Here is a 16,562-nt window from a genome sequence, read left to right as displayed (position 1 = left end):
GGCCTAACTATCCGGCTCCGTCAGGATCGTCACCTGGGTGACATATTGTTCTATATCCGAGACTGCTATTTCATTCATTCCGATTTCATAGGCATATCCTGTGATCCGTAAGCCGTGCTCTTCCGCAAAAGCCAGCATCCGGCTGTAAAGTCCGGGCAGTCTGTCCCAGCTTCCTGTACAGATGCCCCGCAGATAAGTACCTTCCGGCTTTCTGTAAAATCCCTCCACCCGCACAGGACTCTCTAACTGGGTATATAATCCGTCATAGATTTCAAATTCGCCCTGCCGGATTTTTTCCACAGACAGTATGCTGCCGCAGCTTGTCTTATATTTGCTCAGATCCCAGGTCTTCTGCAGATGCTCCAGCAGAGTGGGCATATCCACGAATTCTCCCTGCTGTGCCTCAGAGGACAGTGGTGTTATAAAAACATACTCCTCCTCACAGTTGATCAAATCAATCTGCCCGTCCTCCACCTCCATACAGAGCCGCAGCATATCCTGTTTCTTCTTCAGAACGTTTTGCAGGTTCTCCAGATTGCGGATGGTATCTTCAATCTCCCCTATCTTTTTCTCTGAAAGAGATATAAATCCCTGGGCTGTGGGCTTGTTCAGATATTCTTTGATCTCCCCGATGGACATATTCAGCTCCCGGAGCGCCAATATACTTTCCAGTTCCGCACTCTGCCGGTATGTATAGTAGCGATATCCGTTCTTTCCCTTGTATGCAGGAGAAAAAAGGCCGATGTCATCATAGTAATGCAGTGTCCGCTTGTTTAAATGATGCAGCCTGGCAAACTGCCCTGCTGTAAAAAGTATGGAATTCTGAAACATGTCCTACCCCCTTGCGTTTTATCCTCTGTACGCTCTCAGACCATTATACCACGCACATATTTTTCTTCAAATGCATCAGCCGGCATCGGCCTTGCATAGACATACCCCTGTATCATATCACAATTTACCTGCCGCAGATACTCCACCTGCTCCGGTTCCTCTATTCCCTCCGCCACGGTCTTCACATTCAGCTTCTTTGCCAGCTCCATCAGACATGCGATCACATCTCTTGCCTTCTCACTGTGCATATCCAGAAAGAAGAGACGGTCCAGCTTCAGAGCATCCACATCAAATTCTTTTAAAAGGCCCAGGGAGGAAAATCCGGAACCAAAGTCATCCAGAGAACAGGTAAATCCCAGTGCGTGCATCCGATGTATACTGTCCTTTACCACATCAATCTGCTCCCCATCCAAAAATATGGATTCTGTCAGCTCAAATTCCAGCATCTCTGTCCTGACACGGTACTGTTTCGCGATACCGGAAAACTCCTCCAGAAAGCCCGGTTCCCTGAAATGCTGTCTTGACAGGTTGACAGAGACAGGAATCAGCCTTTTTCCCATTCGCTCCCACTTTGCCATGAGAGCGCACACCTCCCGGAACACATATACATCCAGCCTGCATATCTTTCCGTTTCTCTCAAACAGCGGGATAAAATCCGATGGACAGATCACGCCCCGCTCCGGGTGCTGCCAGCGCACCAGCGCTTCCGCCCCCTCTGCCTCACCGGTCCTGGGGCTGACCTTTGGCTGCAGATATACCCGGAAATAACGGCTGCGGAGGGATTCCTCAAACAGCTCGTTCATCTCCTCCTCCCATTTCAGGCGCTTTACAAAACTCTCATCATAGAAGACACATTCCTCCCCAGCCTTTTTCTCCACACTCTGCTCCGCCAGGCGCGCATGATCCTGCAGAATGGTGATCTCCTCGCCTGGGTGTTCAATGATACAGGCTCCCTGACGGAATGCCACAGGATGGCGGGGAGTTTCGGATCCCGAAAATGCATTCACTTCTGTAATAATGTCCCTGAGCCTTGCCCGGATACGCGCAGGCTCCGCATCCCGAAGACACAGGAAAAAATTGTCCGATTCATTTCTGGCGGCAAATTCATCGTCAGATGGTTTGATATGACGCTGCAATACCCGGTGGATATGGCGCAGCATCTCATTGCCTCCCTCAATGCCGAATCTCTCGTTGACCATTTTAAAGCCTTTTACATTCATCATGACAATACAGTTGGAGGAGGGGGCCATTTTACAGGCCAGCTCCTCATATTTCAGGCAGAAAGCCGCCTGGTTCATGCCTCCGGTCACATGGTCCTCAAACGCATAGCGCTCCAGTTCCCTTCTTCCTGTGCTGAAAAATCGGTACACCTTTATAAGGAAGATAAAAAATACGGCCATGACAAATATGAGGATCAGAAAAAATCTCCATATACTCCCCTCTGAGCTGCCTGCAATCAGGTCCGAAGGTATGATGGTCAGCAGAACCCAGTCATTTACTCCCAGCGCGTCATAGGACAGATAGAGTTCATCCTGATGCGTGGATGTAAATGCCAGGATTCCGCCTGTGCCCCTCCGCATATTTTTCCGCATCTCATCAATCTCAGATACAACTTTCCCGTCTTTGCTCTTCTTGAAAATATCATCCAGCTGCAGAAATGGCTTTAAATCCGTGGGGGAAAGAATCACCTTCCCGCTGCTGTCTATGATACAGCTCAGGCTTTGTCCGTCAAAGCTCTTGGACGCGATCATATCCTGCATTTTTTCCTTGCTGCGGATGCCGACCATGACATATTCCACGGATTTCTCCCCATCGCCGCCATAAACCGGCACGGAATAGATGATTTCCTGACCCCCGAGATAGCTGGTTCCTGTTCTCCCCTTAAAGGCTGCCCTGACACAGTCCAGTTCTGCCATTCCCTTCAGTTCCGCCTTGCCAATGGTCTCCGGCACCTCTGTATGCACCATTTTTCCCTGCCTGTCTATAACCGTCAGAAAATTAAACTCCAGCACTCCGGCCTTCTCTTCCAGAAAATTTTGAAGCTCTGCCGTATCCTCTCCCGACCCAAAGGAATCCGGCAGATACCCCGCGGCAAACTCTGATATCATTGCCAGGTCCTCGGATTTGTGATGCATGGTATTGCCAATCTCCCCTGCCATACGCATTGTCACATCATTTAAATATTCCTCCGTGCTGTGATCCAGCACCTTCCGGAGGTCAATGGCATTCCAGGCGGAAATGAGCAGCGTGATCAGGATGACCACCCCGATGATCCCCACCTGCATTCCGCTTATCAAAAAAGGCCCCTGATATACGGAGCCTTTTCCCACCCTTCGTCTCATGTTCCATACTCCTGCCAAAATACGATTCTGTTTTTCCTATTTTTTCTCTTTAGAATATTTTACACTGAATTTATTTTGAAGCGCAATCTTATATTTGTGTACATATACATATAGTATTATAATAGAGATATACTATCAGCATAAGGGAGGCTGCACCATGGAACAGAAGAACAGATTATTTGATTTTTTATACCAAAGTCTGAGGGAACAGATTGAGACCGGACTTCTTCCTTACGGAAGTGCGCTCCCCTCCATGAGCCAGCTCTGCGAAATATACCATGTGGGAATGCGCACAGCCCGGGAGGTACTGAAAGCCCTGGCAAAGGAAGGTCTCATCCAGACAGCCGAGCGGAAACCCTCCCGCGTCATATACCGCCCTTCGGGGAACCACTCTCCTGAGGAACCGTCCGTGCGCACAGTCCTGGAGCACAGAGACTCTATCCTGTCTGTGTATGAGACCATGACTATCCTGATGCCTCCTCTCTTTTCCTTCTCTGCCCTGGTCTGCGGGGAGGAAAAGATGCAGCACTGCCTCTGGATTCTGGCGCATGAGAAAAAAGTGCGCAGGAATAAGTGGCAGACCTATTCCATGTTCCTGCATGAAATTCTCTCCGCCTCCGGCAGTCTGCTGTTCCGTGACCTGTATATCAGCTTGGAACTCTATGCCCAGATTCCCTTTTTCTGGGAGCGCAGAGGTTCCATTGTAAGACCCTGGGAAAATGTAATAAGTCATAACACTTTCTGGGACACCGGACTGCTGAAGCCGGAAAACGCCGAGGAGGCTCTGCACTATTTTACCGCGCTTTATCGTTTTACGACAGATATCATACAGGAACATCTGAAAATACTTGTCTCAGAAAACCCACAGGTAAAGGCAGCCGGTAAAAACGTCTACTCCTGGAACGCCGACCTGGGACGTGATCATTATTATATGCAGATTGTACGGGATATTATTGACAAGATCGGAATGGGCCTCTATAAGGACAGGGAATTTCTGCCTCCGGAGGGAATACTCGCCGGACAGTACCAGGTCTCTGTCTCCACGGTGCGCAAGGCGCTCTCTGACCTGAACCGTCTGGGCTTCTGCAGAACCTACAATGTCAAAGGAACACAAGTCACCCTCTTTAATGACGAGGCAACCTTTGTCTGTATGAAGGACAGAACCTATAAAAAAGACACGCTGCTGTACTTAAGCGGCCTGCAGTTCATGGCGCTTGCCGTCCCCCCCTGCTGTCAGGCTGACCTTTGACCGGATAACGGATGAGATCCTGGATTCCCTGGCGCAGAGATTCCGGGAACCCAATGCTATTCCCCTTGATTTGATCATGGACTGTATCATAGAGCAGATGCCTCTGTACCCTTTTCGTATCATTCTTAAGGAAGTGAGAAAGACACTGCACTGGGGATATTATTTCTCTTTCTATGCGGAAGGCAATCAGATGTCCAATATCATTAACCAGATGGGGCTGCAGGCTTTTGAATATCTCTGCAGGAGAGACCGGGCTGCCTTCACGGAGCAGCTCAGTGCATGCTACTGCCATATCCTGACTTTTGTCCGCAACTTCATGACCGGCTGCGGCCTTCCCGAAGCTTCCGATATCGCGGCACCGGATATGTCCTTTATCCGCCTGTATATCTGAACAAAAAGAAACCCTTGTAAAATTTTCATTTTACAAGGGCCTTGACGTGCGCGAGAGGATTCGAACCCCCGACCTTCTGGTCCGTAGCCAGACGCTCTATCCAGCTGAGCTACGCGCACATCCAATAATTGGATAGATATTAATTTGTTATTGCCTCAGCAACGAAATTTATTATATCCTATGGTGCGAAAAATGTCAATAGGTTTTTGAAACTTTTTTTAATCACTCTTTTACCGTCATACTTAACAGATGACTGCCGGAAGCAAACAGTTACACTTGCCATTTTTCAGCGGATTGTTTATAGTAAAGGGTAAGCGCAGTCTGCTTATTTATATAAAGGAGTGACAAGAATATGAAATCATCATCAGATCTTAAGACCATGCTGGCCTCCATCCACCGGAAAAGCTATCCTGCCTACAAGGATTTGCGGGGTATCTACTCCTTCGGTGACTATACATTATCTATCGATCATGTGCAGGGGGACCCCTTTGCGGCGCCCTCCAGTCTGAGTGTAAAAATCCCCCTGAAGACCGCCGGTTTTCCTGCCCATTATTATAAGGAAAGGCATACCAGAATCGCCCTTCAGGACTATCTGAACAGACAGTTTGAACAGCAGGTATACCATTTCAGCTTCAGGGCCAAAGGCTCGGGAAAGAGCGGACTCATCTCCGTCAGCCGCTGCGGGCAGGAAATCCTGGACCGCACTGCCTGTGAGATCACCGATACCGACGTGACCGCCCGCTTCACTGTGGGCTTTCCGGCAAACGGCAGGACCATCAACGCTCCTGAGCTGGAAAAAATCCTGTTTGAATTTCTGCCTGTATGCGTGCGGAAATCTTTCCTGTATAAAAACCAAAACGCAAAAACTGTGGAAAATGTGTTTTTTCTGGCAGAGGACCAGCAGTTCATCCGGGAGGAACTGAAAAAGCGTAAGCTGGCTGCCTTCGTGGCTGACAACGCCATCCTCCCAAGACAGAGCGGTGTATCGGACAAGCCGCTTTCCGACTGTGTCCCCTTCATCTCCCCGGACTCCATGCGCACTGAGCTGACTCTTCCCCACAAAGGGAAGATCACCGGCATGGGCATCCCGGTGGGCATCACCCTCATTGTAGGCGGCGGCTACCACGGAAAATCCACTTTGCTGAATGCCCTGGAATCCGGTGTATACAACCACATCGCCGGGGACGGCAGGGAGTATGTTATCGCGGACGACACAGCAGTGAAGCTGCGCTCCGAGGACGGACGTTTTGTAAAGGATGTGGATATTTCCATGTTCATCAATGACCTTCCCAATAAAAAGGACACCCGCTGCTTCTCCACCCCGGACGCCAGCGGAAGTACGTCCCAGGCTGCCGCTATTGTGGAGAGCATGGAGGCAGGTTCCCATCTGTTTTTCATAGATGAGGACACTTCTGCCACCAACTTTATGGTCCGTGATACCTTTATGCAGCATGTGATCAGCCGCCATAAGGAGCCGATCACTCCGTTTTTGGAGCGCGCCCGGGATCTGTACACCGAGGCCGGTATCTCCACCATCTTAGTGGCAGGCAGCAGCGGTGCCTTTTTCCACATTGCAGACACCATTATCCAGATGGACTGCTACCGCCCTGTGGACATAACACATGCCGTGAAGGAACTCTGCAGAGACTTTCCGCTGCCCCCGGCAGACACGCCAGCCTTTGCGCTGCCTCAAAGCCGCAGAATCATGACCACACCTGATTTTCGTGAGCCTCAGGGACGGTCAAGGGGCCGCAGACCGGAGGAGCACAGCCACGGGCAGAGAGAAAACAGAGGTCTGAAGACCAAGACACATGACCGCTATACCTTCTCCATCGGCAAAGAATCCGTGGACCTGCGGTATGTGGAACAGCTTGCGGACTACGAACAGACGGCAGCTCTTGCCTCCATCCTGCGCTATGCATGTGAGAACCTCATCGACGGCAGAAAGACCCTGGACCAGGTAGTGAAGCTGCTTCTGCACCAGCTTGAGACAAAGGGACTTTCCTCTGTCTGCGGAACCTCCTACACGCCCTGCGGGCTGGCCATGCCCAGGCCTCAGGAGATTTACGCCTGCTTTAACCGGTTCAGAAGGCAGTAAAGCACAAAAAACTTTATAAATCGTGAGAATTATCACGGCATTCCCAGACTGCTGCGGCTATACTTATCTGAAACGAGTGAAGCCGCAGCTTTTCTGCGCCCTCACACCATTTATGAAAGAGGTGAAATTATGGGTTATTGTTACAAGACGCAGGATTTACAGCAAGTCTTTTCTGCTCTTACCGAAACTTATGACCTTTACGCTCCCAGACTTTTTCCGAATAAGGGAGCCTTTTCCGATACGGATCTGGTCCGCTATGACAGGATCACTTCCCCTGAGGAAATCGTACTTGACAGGAAGTCACGCTTCTCTCCCAAGGAAGTGCTGCTCCCCATTTCCCAGACCTTATTTTATTTCACAGAGGACAAGGTAACCGAACCGAATCCGCCAAAGAAGGATGCTGTCATCTTCCTGAGAAGCTGCGACCTTCACGCCATACGCCGTCTGGATTATATGTATCTGGAAAACGGCCCTGAGGATTCCTACTACAGGCAGCTCCGCGACCATGTAAAATTCGCGCTTCTGGGCTGTTCCTCCTGTTTTGACTCCTGCTTCTGCGTGGATATGGGAACCAATAAAAACACGGATTATGATTTCAGCCTGGACCTTACAGGCGATACCTGGAAAATAGATGTAAAATGGCAGGAGCAGGAAGAACTCTTCCGAAAATATGCCGTTTCCCAGGAAACCGTCTCCCCGGCTTTCGTGACAGAGACAAAGACCCGCGTACATATTCCCGAAAACCTGACAGCCAAAGCCGCTAAAAGCTCTGTCTGGAAAGAATATGACAGCCGCTGCATCAACTGCGGACGCTGTAATTTTTCATGTCCGACCTGTACCTGCTTCACCATGCAGGATCTGTTCTATACAGACAACGGTAAGGTGGGCGAGCGCCGCAGAGTGTGGGCCTCCTGTATGGTGGACGGCTACACGGACGTGGCAGGCGGAGGAAGTTATCGTAAAACCAACGGGGAACGTATGCGCTTTAAAGTCATGCATAAGGCACTGGATTTCAAACAGAGAGCGGGCTATCAGATGTGTGTGGGCTGCGGACGCTGTGACGATGTCTGTCCGGAGTACATTTCCTTCTCACACTGCCTGAACCGCCTTTCTGATGCCATGAAGGAGGTGGAAGATTTATGATAAAAAATGAATATATTCCTTTCCGATCAGAAATAAAAGAAGTAATTCGCCACACAGCAATTGAGTACACCTTCCGCATGGAATACACAGGTGATGTGAAACCGGGCCAGTTCTTTGAGGTATCCATCCCCAAATACGGCGAGGCTCCCATCTCTGTCAGCGGCATCGGCGACGGCTGTATAGACCTGACCATACGCCGCGTTGGCAAGGTCACAAACGAAGTGTTTGAGCAGTATGAGGGGGACACCCTGCTGCTGCGCGGACCTTACGGAAACGGATTCGACCTGGAAAATTATAAAGATAAAGAGCTTGTTATTGTGGCAGGCGGCACCGGTGTTTCCCCTGTCCGCGGGGTGATCGACTACTTTGCACGCAATCCCGGGGCGGCCAAAAGCGTCACCGTAATTGCAGGCTTCAAAACGCCGGATGACATTTTGTTCCGCCGGGATCTGAAGCTCTGGGAAGAGAATTTAAACCTGATCCTCACAGTGGACAGCAGGGAAGGTGACGAGTCTTACAGAGAGGGACTGGTAACTGCCTATATCCCTGACCTTGAATTTGGTAATATGGATGACGCCTGCGCCATTGTTGTAGGCCCGCCCGCCATGATGCGCTTTTCCACCATGGCCCTTATGGACCGAGGCCTGAAAGAAGAACAGATCTGGATTTCCCAGGAGCGCAAAATGTGCTGCGGCCTTGGAAAATGCGGCCACTGTAAGATCAATGATGTCTATGTATGTCTGGACGGCCCTGTCTTTAACTTTACCAAAGGCCGTCAGCTGCTGGATTAGGAGGTGCAGGGAATGGATGTCAATACAAAGGCTTTAAAGAAAAATGCATTCCGCGTCACAAAAGAGCGCGGCAAAACAGCCTCCCGTGTCCGTGTACCGGGCGGTCATATGGATGCCTGTTATCTGTCCATGATACAGGATATCGCTGAAAAGTACGGCAACGGAACCGTACACATTACCAACCGCCAGGGATTCGAGATTCCCGGCATTGACTATGCAGATATGCCCAAAGTCAACGAAATGCTGCAGCCCATCATTGAAGGACTGGACATAAATCAGACGGACCCGGGCACAGGCTATCCGGCTTCCGGGACCAGAAACGTAAGCGCCTGCATCGGCAACCGCATATGTCCTTACGCCTGCTACGATACCACGGCATTTGCAAAACGGATCGAGAAGGCCATCTTCCCAAACGATCTGCATTTCAAGATTGCCCTGACCGGATGTCCCAATGACTGTGCCAAAGTCCGCATGCATGATTTCGGCATCATGGGAATGACGCTTCCCCGTCTGGACCCCAGCCGCTGTGTAAACTGCGGTGCCTGTGTCAAATACTGCCGCCGCAAATCCGTGGAAGCTCTGGAGACTGTAAACTACCGTCCAAAGAGAAATGAAGAGAAATGCATCGGCTGCGGTGAATGCGTTCTGAACTGTCCTGCCTCCGCATGGACCAGGGATGAAAAGAAATATTACCGTCTCACCCTTCTGGGACGTACAGGAAAGAGAAATCCGCGTCTTGGCGAGGATTTCATCAAATGGGTGGATGAGGACAGCATCATCAAGATTATCCTGAACACCTATAAATATGTAGAACACTACATTGACCGTTCCGCTCCCGGCGGCAAGGAACACATCGGCTACATTGTGGACCGCACCGGATTTGAAGAGTTTAAGAAATGGACGCTTGAAGGCGTGGAACTGCCTGAAATTGCGGAAGTTACCACTCCTGTGTACTGGAAAGGTGTCCATTATACAAAATAGAAAAGCCCGGTCTGACGGACTTACGCGTCGAAGCGCGCAGAGAACCTCCTCAATTCTCTGTGCGCTTTGCTTTTACCTCTTGAGAAGGACTCTTCCGGGTAAACCATACCCGGAAAAGCCCTTTTTCTCTTATATCCCTATTTTGTGATCGTCCCATCCAAATCCCACAAATCTTCCCAGCTCTCTGCCCCCGGCCAGAGGAATACCTGGCCTTTTACCAAACGGCAGTTCTTATCTGCAAGGCGGATTTTCTCCATCTCCTCCTTTGTCAGCGGGTCTTCGGTGGTACATTTCAGATTGCTGATATACTGCGGTTCCTTTACGGAAAAAGGAATGGGCACCTGCCCCCGCTGTACCGCCCATTTCAGGCACACCACAGCCGGATGTATCTGATGGGCTTTGGCGATCTCCAGAATCTCGGGCATCTGGGTGTCCGCAACGTCCTCAGAGGTCCTGTCACGCTCCGGGCGTGAGGGGGAACCAATGGGGCAGTAGCCGATGGGCACGATCCTGTGCTCCAGCGCGTACGCAAACAGCTCGGGCTGCTGAAAGCCCGGGTGAAGCTCCATCTCAATGGCTGCGGGCTGTACTTTGCAAAAGGGAAGCACAGCCTCCAGCTTCGGTATGGTCATATTGGACATACCGATGTGGCGCACAAGACCTTCCTCTAAAAGCTGTTCGCACTGTCTCCACACACTCATGAACTCCTCTGTGGAAAAGGGTTTTGAATCCGGGTTCCTGGAATCCCCGTCACAGCCCGGCGCGTGGTAATTCGGAAACGGCCAGTGTACAAAGTACAGGTCCAGATAAGAAAGCCCCAAATCTGCAAGGCTCTGCTTACAGGAAGCTATAACCTCCCCTTCCCCGTGCATGTCATTCCACACTTTCCCTGTGATGAACAGCTCCTCTCTCTTTACAACTTTGTTGTCAAAGAGACGTCCGAGCACAGCACCGATCTCCTTTTCATTCTGATAGACGGATGCACAGTCAATGAGGCGGTATCCGTTTTCCACGGCACCGTAAACTGCATTTGACACCTGCTCTGCGGAATACTTGTCAGAGCCAAAGGTACCTATACCGATCGCCGGCATTCTGGCTCCTGTATATAAAGTTCTGTAAGGCACTTTTGCCGGGTCTACTCCTTTTGTCATCCTGTGCCTACCTTTCATCCTGGTCGCCGAAGACTACAGCTACCTTGCCGCACTGTCCGCCGGCCATGAGTTTATATGCTTCGCCCGCTCTCTCGATGGGGAACTCGTCTGTGATCAGATCTTCCGGATGGATATTCCAGCGCACCAGCCTTTCCACCAGTTCTTCCATTCTCCACAGGCTTGTCACCCAGGAACCAAAGATTGTCTTCTGTCCGTGAATGATATCCGGGCTTGGGTTAAATGTACAGGTTCCGCCTTCACCTACGAAGGCAATTTTGCCCCATTCTCTTGTGGCGCGGATGGCAAGCTGACGGCCAGCATCATTGGCGCTGGCATCAATCGCACGTTCAACGCCGTATCCTCCCGTCACTTCCAGTATCTCATCCACGGTATTCTCGCCCGGTTTGAAGACATGGTCCACAAGACCCAGTTTTTTAGCCAGTTCAATACGGTAGTCATTCATTTCCACACCGATCAGTTTATTCGCGCCCAGCGCTTTGGCAAGCATGAGGGCTGCCAGGCCTACAGGTCCAAGTCCCGTCACCAGAACCGCATCATTTCCGCTGATGCCGATTTTCTCAATTGCCTCGTAAACCGTACCGAATCCGCAGGCAACCTGCGCACCGTCTTTGTAGGTGAGTTCATCGGGCAGGGCGATCAGGTCCTTCTCCTCCGCCAGAATGTACGGAGCCATGCCGCCGTTTCTCTGCCAGCCGTATGCCTGACGGAATTTGCTCTTACAGGAAATGTAATATCCTCTTCGGCAGTCATTGCACACACCGCATCCGGAAATGTGATATACGATCACTCTGTCACCCTTTTTAAACCTGCGGAGGCCTTCGCCCTCCTCCACAATCACGCCGCAGGGCTCATGGCCTGCCACCATACCCGGAATATATCCTTCCGGTCCTTTTCCCACGTGTTCTCTGTAAATGCATCGGATGTCACTGCCGCAGATCGTTGTTGCCTTTGTCTGGATCAATACCTGTCCGTGACCCGGCTTCGGAACATCGAACTCCTTCATTTCAACTGAGCTGTTGCCCGGAAGTATTGCACCTGCCATCTTTTTCGGAAGCATTTTTACTGCCATAACTGTTGTCCTCCCAACCGTAAATTCCAGCATTTTCTGCTGTTTTTTATTTGTCCTTATTATACCATTCTGCGCGGAGGTTATTAGAGATATCTGCGACACCTTGCTGTCTTTCATGTCGTGTTTTCGTATATTTTTTAAACTGCCTTCCGTCATGCAGGCCCTTCTGTATACTTACGGACATCCCCGCCAAAGGTGACAAAAATGTAATAAAAGTTCCGAATTTGTAAGGTAAATCGATGGTAGATATCCCTGTCATACCCTATAATCAACACTGTAAAACAAATATCACGGAGGGTTTGAAATGAACGAGATTGCAATACCAAATAAAACAGCCGCTGCCAGATCGGGGTTCACTTCCTATTCTTTGAAGGTTCTGGCGCTTCTGCTGATGACACTTGACCACATTTATTATTACCTGGGAGGCGGGATTCTTCCGGTCCCCCACATATTTACTCTGCTGGGCCGGATCTCAGCACCCCTGTTTCTGTTTGCCATGGCGGAGGGCTTTTCCCATACACATGACCGGAAGGCGTATCTCAAACGGCTGTATATCGCCTCTGTGCTTATGTCCGTGGGAAATGGCCTGGTCAACGCCTTCCTGCCGCATCCCGGCGGGGCTATGGTCATTAACGGTATGTTTGCCACTTTATTTCTTGTGGGGCTTTACATCTGGGCTATTGAATTGCTCATTGAAGGCGGAAAAGAAAGAAAATGGAAAAAGGCAGGAGCCGCTTTGGTAATGCTGCTCGTACCCGTATTCTCGGGAATTGCGGTTATCCTGTTTATGGGAAATATGGCAGAGCTTTCACCTGTGGGCAGAATCGCCTTCCAGGCAATGTATACCCTGATCCCCTCACCTGTTTTCGTGGAAGGCTCTGTCTTCTGGGTAGTCCTTGGAATCGGATTCTACTTTCTCAGAAATAAGAAAATCAGGCTTTCTGTCTTCTATGTACTTATGTCCGGATTTTTCTTCTTCTCCGCGGCTGGTGCGGGACTGACCTATGAAAATCTGTTTATCCTGAATGACCAGTGGTTTATGATCTTATCGCTTCCTTTTATTCTGCTCTACAACGGTCAGCGGGGGCGAAAAATGAAATACTTCTTTTATGTTTATTATCCGCTGCATGTATATCTGCTTGTGATACTTGCCAGGATTGCGGCCTAAAGAAAGAACTATTATAAAATGTAAAAGAGACCTTATCAAAAGGACAGTATTGTTTCACTGCTCCCTTTCATAAGGTCTCTGATCTTACAAAACAGATAAGTATTTATCGCCGCTTTTCCGAAGCACTGACCATTGTCTGCTATCCTGCATCGGCATCTGCCGGCTGTTTTTCCGTATTGCCGCCTGTTGTCTTTTTTTCTTCCGCTGACTTCAGATATTCCAGAGCCTCCGGGTCTTTTATCTGCATTGCCCTGGACCACTCTTTTGTCGCATCGTCCCTTACCACCTCTGACTGGTTCTTATACAGGAATTTGACCAGTTCATAGACATCCACCCAGATTTCATGATTTCCCTCTCTCTGGGATTCGTCAAAAATAAGCTGCAGGCCAAAGTGTAAATGGGTTGTGTCAATGTTATTCACATTTTCCTTTGCACTGTATCCGGTGCGCCCCATATAGCCAATCACATCACCTGCCTGCACGACACTTCCCACTTCCAGGGATTTGCAGTAGGGAAAATTCTGGCGCAGATGGGCATAATAATAGTACCGCCTGCCGTCAAAACTGCTGATTCCCAGACGCCATCCGCCGTACTGGTTCCAGCCCATAGCTGACACATAACCGGACTCCACCGCCACAATGGGTGTGCCTGTCTGCCCCATCATGTCGTGCCCCAGGTGTTCTCTCTTATAACCATAGCTCCTGGCCACACCGAAATCATCATAGTCATTATAGGGAAAACTTTTCGCAATCGGACTGAATCCTTTCAGTCCATACTTCTTTGTCCAGTTTACCATCCCCGGGCTCTCCTGGTCATTCTGATCCTCTTTACGTCCCTGCTCCGCCTGGCTGTCCCGGTTCTGCACTTCCTGACTGTCCCGGCTCTGCACTTCCTGGCCTTCATTTTCTGCCTCTATTTCATACTCTCCCACCAAACCATCCAGGACTGCACCGTAGGCCTCACGGTAGTAGTCAAAAGACTTTATCTCCGCAGACAGCTTTTCCACGGTAGTTTCCCCTTTTTGGAGCCTGTCGGCAATCTCATCCATATCTTTTGCCTTATACTGTTTAAAATCTCCGCCGTATCTGGCTCCCAGATAGGCCAGCAGATCCACCCAGTTTAGATGGCCTTCCTGCCCATATGTATCCACATCGTAGGCACATGCCTGACGCATGGCTTCACTGGTCACATGGAAATCCACCCATTTTATGTAGTCTTTCTCCACATTTTCCGTGGCGGAATCCTCTCCGCTTCCTGCGGCAGAACCCTCTTCGCCATTCGTACCGGCGTTCTCTTCACCTATAGTGCCGGAATCCGGTACATCTGCTGCCGCGTTCGTATTCCTTCCGGCAGCAAAGGCACCGTCTGAGACATCTTTCCAGCAAAGCACTGCCGTCAGAGTCAACACAATAACTTCCGCTGTAAAACCATATTTTTTCCATCTCTGTCTGTTCATGTCCGGCCCCCGGTCACATTCTGTATCAGTTTATGTAATGGGGCGTGAACTTAGAACTCAGGCTTTTTCTCTTGCTTTATCCAGTTTTACATTTCTGAAATAGAGTGCCATGTCAATGGAAATCTCAACAATATTCAGTATGTAGAAGAACCATCCCAGATAAAACAGCCAGTCAAGAGAAGTTCCTGCTGATCCGGCTTCCATCCACAGAATCACTTTGCGGGCAATACCGAACACGTAACCAATCCAGATAAAGAACTCAAAGAAAAGGCTCTTTCCTTTTGCTGTTCTGGAAATCCAGGATTTACGGATTGAAATCGGCCACGACAGGCCGAAGCAGAGTATCATAAGTGCTTCTAATAAGTTTGTCATTCTATTTTCTCCATTCCCTCTTTTAATGTGGTGCAAAGACCGCCTCTGTTCTTTCAGAAGCGGTCTGTCTTACGTCCCTCAGATTCTGTCTTACTCTTTATGCTGTGCCAGATAAGCGGCTCTGCCCTCTTCGTACAGGTTCTTTCCTTCGCTGTCGATGATGACAAACAGAGGCATATCCTCCACATATAATTTTCTCAATGCCTCCGCGCCCAGATCTTCATACGCGATCAGTTCCGCTTTTTTTATACATTTTGCCAGCAGTGCGCCTGCTCCGCCGATCGCGCCGAAGTAAACGCCGCTGTATTTTTTCATAGCTTCAATGACTTCCGGAAGGCGGGCGCCTTTTCCGATCATGCCTCTTGCGCCTACGGACATCATAGTCGGTGCATAGGCATCCATACGTCCGCTGGTGGTAGGGCCTGCGGAGCCGATGACCTGGCCCGGTTTCGCCGGTGTGGGGCCCACATAATAGATGGTAGCGTCAGTGGGGTCAAAGGGAAGTTCCTCACCTCTTGCCAGTGCTTCGCACATGCGCTTGTGGCCTGCGTCACGTGAGGTGTAGATGGTTCCTGTTACATATACGGTATCTCCCGCATGAAGAGTTTTTGCCAGCTCTTCGGTAAGGGGCAGTGTAATATGTTTTTCCATTTAAATCACCTCCGTTTTGTGGCGGGTCACGTGGCAGTTGATATTGATGGCACACGGCATACCTGCAATATGTGTGGGCATGGTCTCAATGTTCAGTCCGATGGCAGTGGTCTTACCCCCGAATCCCTGCGGTCCGATACCGAGCTTGTTGATCTTGTCCAGCATTTCCACTTCCAGATCCGCATAGTACGGGTCCTCATTGGAGGAATCAATGGGCCGCATCAATGCTTTTTTCGCAAGAAGGGCAGCCTTGTCAAAAGTACCTCCGATGCCCACGCCCACAACCATAGGCGGACATGGGTTCGGGCCTGCTGTCTCGACTGTCTCCAGGATGAAATCCTTGATTCCCTGCAGGCCTGCTGACGGTTTGAACATGCGGATAGCACTCATATTCTCACTTCCGAAGCCTTTCGGTCCCACTGTGATCTTGATCTGCTCACCCGGAACAATCTCGGTATAGATCATGGCCGGTGTGTTGTCGCCTGTGTTGCCTCTGCGCACCGGGTCTTTTACTACGGATTTTCTCAGGTATCCCTTATCGTATCCGCGGCGCACGCCTTCGTTCACAGCCTCGCTTAAATTACCGCCTGTGATATGTACGTCCTGTCCGATTTCCAGGAATACGCATGCCATTCCTGTATCCTGGCAGATTGGTACATTCTGTTCGTCAGCGATCTCAAAGTTCTCAATAATATTGTCCAGAACGCCCTGTGCAATTTCCCAGTCTTCACATGCTCTGCAGTTTTTGATCGCACATTTCACATCCTCAGGCAGATGTTCATTGGCCTGGATGCAAAGGTTCTCAATGACATCTGTTATCTGGCTTGCCATTATTTCACGCATATACG

15 protein-coding genes and 1 tRNA gene are annotated in these 16,562 nt (G+C 50.0%); 7 read left to right on the top strand and 9 right to left on the bottom strand.

Features of this window, described 5'->3' with window-relative positions; genetic code table 11:
* Nucleotides 1–3: 3 nt before the first annotated feature.
* Nucleotides 4–831, bottom strand: a complete 828-nt coding sequence (locus tag MUB35_RS27780; protein WP_103731161.1) for a MerR family transcriptional regulator — start codon at nucleotides 829–831, stop codon at nucleotides 4–6.
* A 35-nt stretch (nucleotides 832–866) separates the two neighbouring features.
* Complete coding sequence (locus MUB35_RS27775; RefSeq protein ID WP_244807210.1) at nucleotides 867–3,173, bottom strand: EAL domain-containing protein; 2,307 nt, start codon at nucleotides 3,171–3,173, stop codon at nucleotides 867–869.
* A gap of 157 nt (nucleotides 3,174–3,330) precedes the next feature.
* Here MUB35_RS27775 and MUB35_RS27770 point away from each other — a divergent pair, with 157 nt between their 5' ends.
* Both MUB35_RS27770 and MUB35_RS27765 read left to right on the top strand, forming a co-directional pair.
* Nucleotides 3,331–4,422 (top strand): GntR family transcriptional regulator, encoded by a 1,092-nt coding sequence (locus MUB35_RS27770; RefSeq protein ID WP_244807209.1) that lies wholly within the window; start codon nucleotides 3,331–3,333, stop codon nucleotides 4,420–4,422.
* Nucleotides 4,388–4,813 carry a KTI12 family protein gene (locus MUB35_RS27765; protein WP_244807208.1) on the top strand — a complete coding sequence of 142 codons (426 nt, stop codon included), beginning with the start codon at nucleotides 4,388–4,390 and terminating at the stop codon, nucleotides 4,811–4,813. The genes MUB35_RS27770 and MUB35_RS27765 overlap by 35 nt, the downstream gene beginning before the upstream one ends.
* A 45-nt stretch (nucleotides 4,814–4,858) precedes the next feature.
* On the opposite strand, the gene MUB35_RS27760 is transcribed toward MUB35_RS27765, so the two are convergent.
* A tRNA-Arg gene (locus tag MUB35_RS27760) sits at nucleotides 4,859–4,932 on the bottom strand.
* Between the two features lie 233 nt (nucleotides 4,933–5,165).
* Here MUB35_RS27760 and MUB35_RS27755 point away from each other — a divergent pair.
* The 4 genes from MUB35_RS27755 to asrC all read left to right on the top strand — a co-directional run bounded on the left by MUB35_RS27755 (nucleotide 5,166) and on the right by asrC (nucleotide 9,826).
* The gene (locus tag MUB35_RS27755; RefSeq protein ID WP_033141464.1) at nucleotides 5,166–6,911 is read left to right on the top strand and encodes an ABC-ATPase domain-containing protein; all 1,746 of its coding nucleotides are present in this window, start codon (nucleotides 5,166–5,168) and stop codon (nucleotides 6,909–6,911) included.
* A gap of 129 nt (nucleotides 6,912–7,040) precedes the next feature.
* A complete protein-coding gene (asrA, locus tag MUB35_RS27750) occupies nucleotides 7,041–8,054 on the top strand; it encodes an anaerobic sulfite reductase subunit AsrA (RefSeq protein WP_033141465.1) in 1,014 nt (337 codons plus the stop codon).
* The gene (gene asrB / locus MUB35_RS27745; protein WP_033141466.1) at nucleotides 8,051–8,845 is read left to right on the top strand and encodes an anaerobic sulfite reductase subunit AsrB; all 795 of its coding nucleotides are present in this window, start codon (nucleotides 8,051–8,053) and stop codon (nucleotides 8,843–8,845) included. The genes asrA and asrB overlap by 4 nt, the downstream gene beginning before the upstream one ends.
* Before the next feature lie 12 nt (nucleotides 8,846–8,857).
* Nucleotides 8,858–9,826, top strand: coding sequence for a sulfite reductase subunit C (asrC, locus tag MUB35_RS27740; RefSeq protein ID WP_033141467.1), 969 nt, complete (start codon nucleotides 8,858–8,860; stop codon nucleotides 9,824–9,826).
* Between the two features lie 137 nt (nucleotides 9,827–9,963).
* Here asrC and MUB35_RS27735 read toward each other — a convergent pair whose 3' ends face one another.
* Nucleotides 9,964–10,977: an aldo/keto reductase family protein gene (locus MUB35_RS27735; RefSeq protein ID WP_033141468.1), complete on the bottom strand. Its 1,014-nt coding sequence runs from the start codon at nucleotides 10,975–10,977 to the stop codon at nucleotides 9,964–9,966.
* 7 nt (nucleotides 10,978–10,984) lie between these two features.
* Entirely contained in the window at nucleotides 10,985–12,067 is a 1,083-nt protein-coding gene (locus tag MUB35_RS27730; RefSeq protein ID WP_197064107.1) for a zinc-dependent alcohol dehydrogenase family protein, read from the bottom strand.
* A 304-nt stretch (nucleotides 12,068–12,371) separates the two neighbouring features.
* On the opposite strand from MUB35_RS27730, the gene MUB35_RS27725 reads away from it, so the two are divergent.
* Entirely contained in the window at nucleotides 12,372–13,235 is an 864-nt protein-coding gene (locus tag MUB35_RS27725) for a TraX family protein (RefSeq protein WP_244807207.1), read from the top strand.
* Nucleotides 13,236–13,374: 139 nt separating this feature from the next.
* Here MUB35_RS27725 and MUB35_RS27720 read toward each other — a convergent pair whose 3' ends face one another.
* The 4 genes from MUB35_RS27720 to MUB35_RS27705 form a co-directional block, all read right to left on the bottom strand.
* Nucleotides 13,375–14,691, bottom strand: coding sequence for a M23 family metallopeptidase (locus MUB35_RS27720; RefSeq protein WP_244807206.1), 1,317 nt, complete (start codon nucleotides 14,689–14,691; stop codon nucleotides 13,375–13,377).
* A gap of 57 nt (nucleotides 14,692–14,748) precedes the next feature.
* Nucleotides 14,749–15,063, bottom strand: coding sequence for a hypothetical protein (locus MUB35_RS27715; RefSeq protein WP_033143672.1), 315 nt, complete (start codon nucleotides 15,061–15,063; stop codon nucleotides 14,749–14,751).
* 90 nt (nucleotides 15,064–15,153) lie between these two features.
* Nucleotides 15,154–15,714: a Fe-S-containing hydro-lyase gene (locus tag MUB35_RS27710; RefSeq protein WP_033143673.1), complete on the bottom strand. Its 561-nt coding sequence runs from the start codon at nucleotides 15,712–15,714 to the stop codon at nucleotides 15,154–15,156.
* Nucleotides 15,715–16,557: a fumarate hydratase gene (locus MUB35_RS27705; protein ID WP_103731166.1), complete on the bottom strand. Its 843-nt coding sequence runs from the start codon at nucleotides 16,555–16,557 to the stop codon at nucleotides 15,715–15,717.
* Nucleotides 16,558–16,562: the final 5 nt, after the last annotated feature.

The organism is Blautia sp. NSJ-175 (assembly GCF_022867815.1).
GTDB lineage: Bacteria > Bacillota > Clostridia > Lachnospirales > Lachnospiraceae > Blautia > Blautia celeris.
Note: the sequence above shows the minus strand (reverse complement) of the source record. Positions and strands in the feature narration are given on the sequence as shown.

Bases quoted from the DNA above. Each gene is read 5' to 3' on its own strand.
- MUB35_RS27780 (WP_103731161.1), bottom strand. From the start codon at position 831: ATGTTTCAGAATTCCATACTTTTTACAGCAGGGCAGTTTGCCAGGCTG.
- MUB35_RS27730 (WP_197064107.1), bottom strand. From the start codon at position 12,067: ATGGCAGTAAAAATGCTTCCGAAAAAGATGGCAGGTGCAATACTTCCG.
- asrA (WP_033141465.1), top strand. From the start codon at position 7,041: ATGGGTTATTGTTACAAGACGCAGGATTTACAGCAAGTCTTTTCTGCT.
- MUB35_RS27735 (WP_033141468.1), bottom strand. From the start codon at position 10,977: ATGACAAAAGGAGTAGACCCGGCAAAAGTGCCTTACAGAACTTTATAT.
- MUB35_RS27725 (WP_244807207.1), top strand. From the start codon at position 12,372: ATGAACGAGATTGCAATACCAAATAAAACAGCCGCTGCCAGATCGGGG.
- MUB35_RS27715 (WP_033143672.1), bottom strand. From the start codon at position 15,063: ATGACAAACTTATTAGAAGCACTTATGATACTCTGCTTCGGCCTGTCG.
- MUB35_RS27705 (WP_103731166.1), bottom strand. From the start codon at position 16,557: ATGCGTGAAATAATGGCAAGCCAGATAACAGATGTCATTGAGAACCTT.
- MUB35_RS27775 (WP_244807210.1), bottom strand. From the start codon at position 3,173: ATGAGACGAAGGGTGGGAAAAGGCTCCGTATATCAGGGGCCTTTTTTG.
- MUB35_RS27755 (WP_033141464.1), top strand. From the start codon at position 5,166: ATGAAATCATCATCAGATCTTAAGACCATGCTGGCCTCCATCCACCGG.
- MUB35_RS27770 (WP_244807209.1), top strand. From the start codon at position 3,331: ATGGAACAGAAGAACAGATTATTTGATTTTTTATACCAAAGTCTGAGG.
- asrB (WP_033141466.1), top strand. From the start codon at position 8,051: ATGATAAAAAATGAATATATTCCTTTCCGATCAGAAATAAAAGAAGTA.
- asrC (WP_033141467.1), top strand. From the start codon at position 8,858: ATGGATGTCAATACAAAGGCTTTAAAGAAAAATGCATTCCGCGTCACA.
- MUB35_RS27720 (WP_244807206.1), bottom strand. From the start codon at position 14,691: ATGAACAGACAGAGATGGAAAAAATATGGTTTTACAGCGGAAGTTATT.
- MUB35_RS27710 (WP_033143673.1), bottom strand. From the start codon at position 15,714: ATGGAAAAACATATTACACTGCCCCTTACCGAAGAGCTGGCAAAAACT.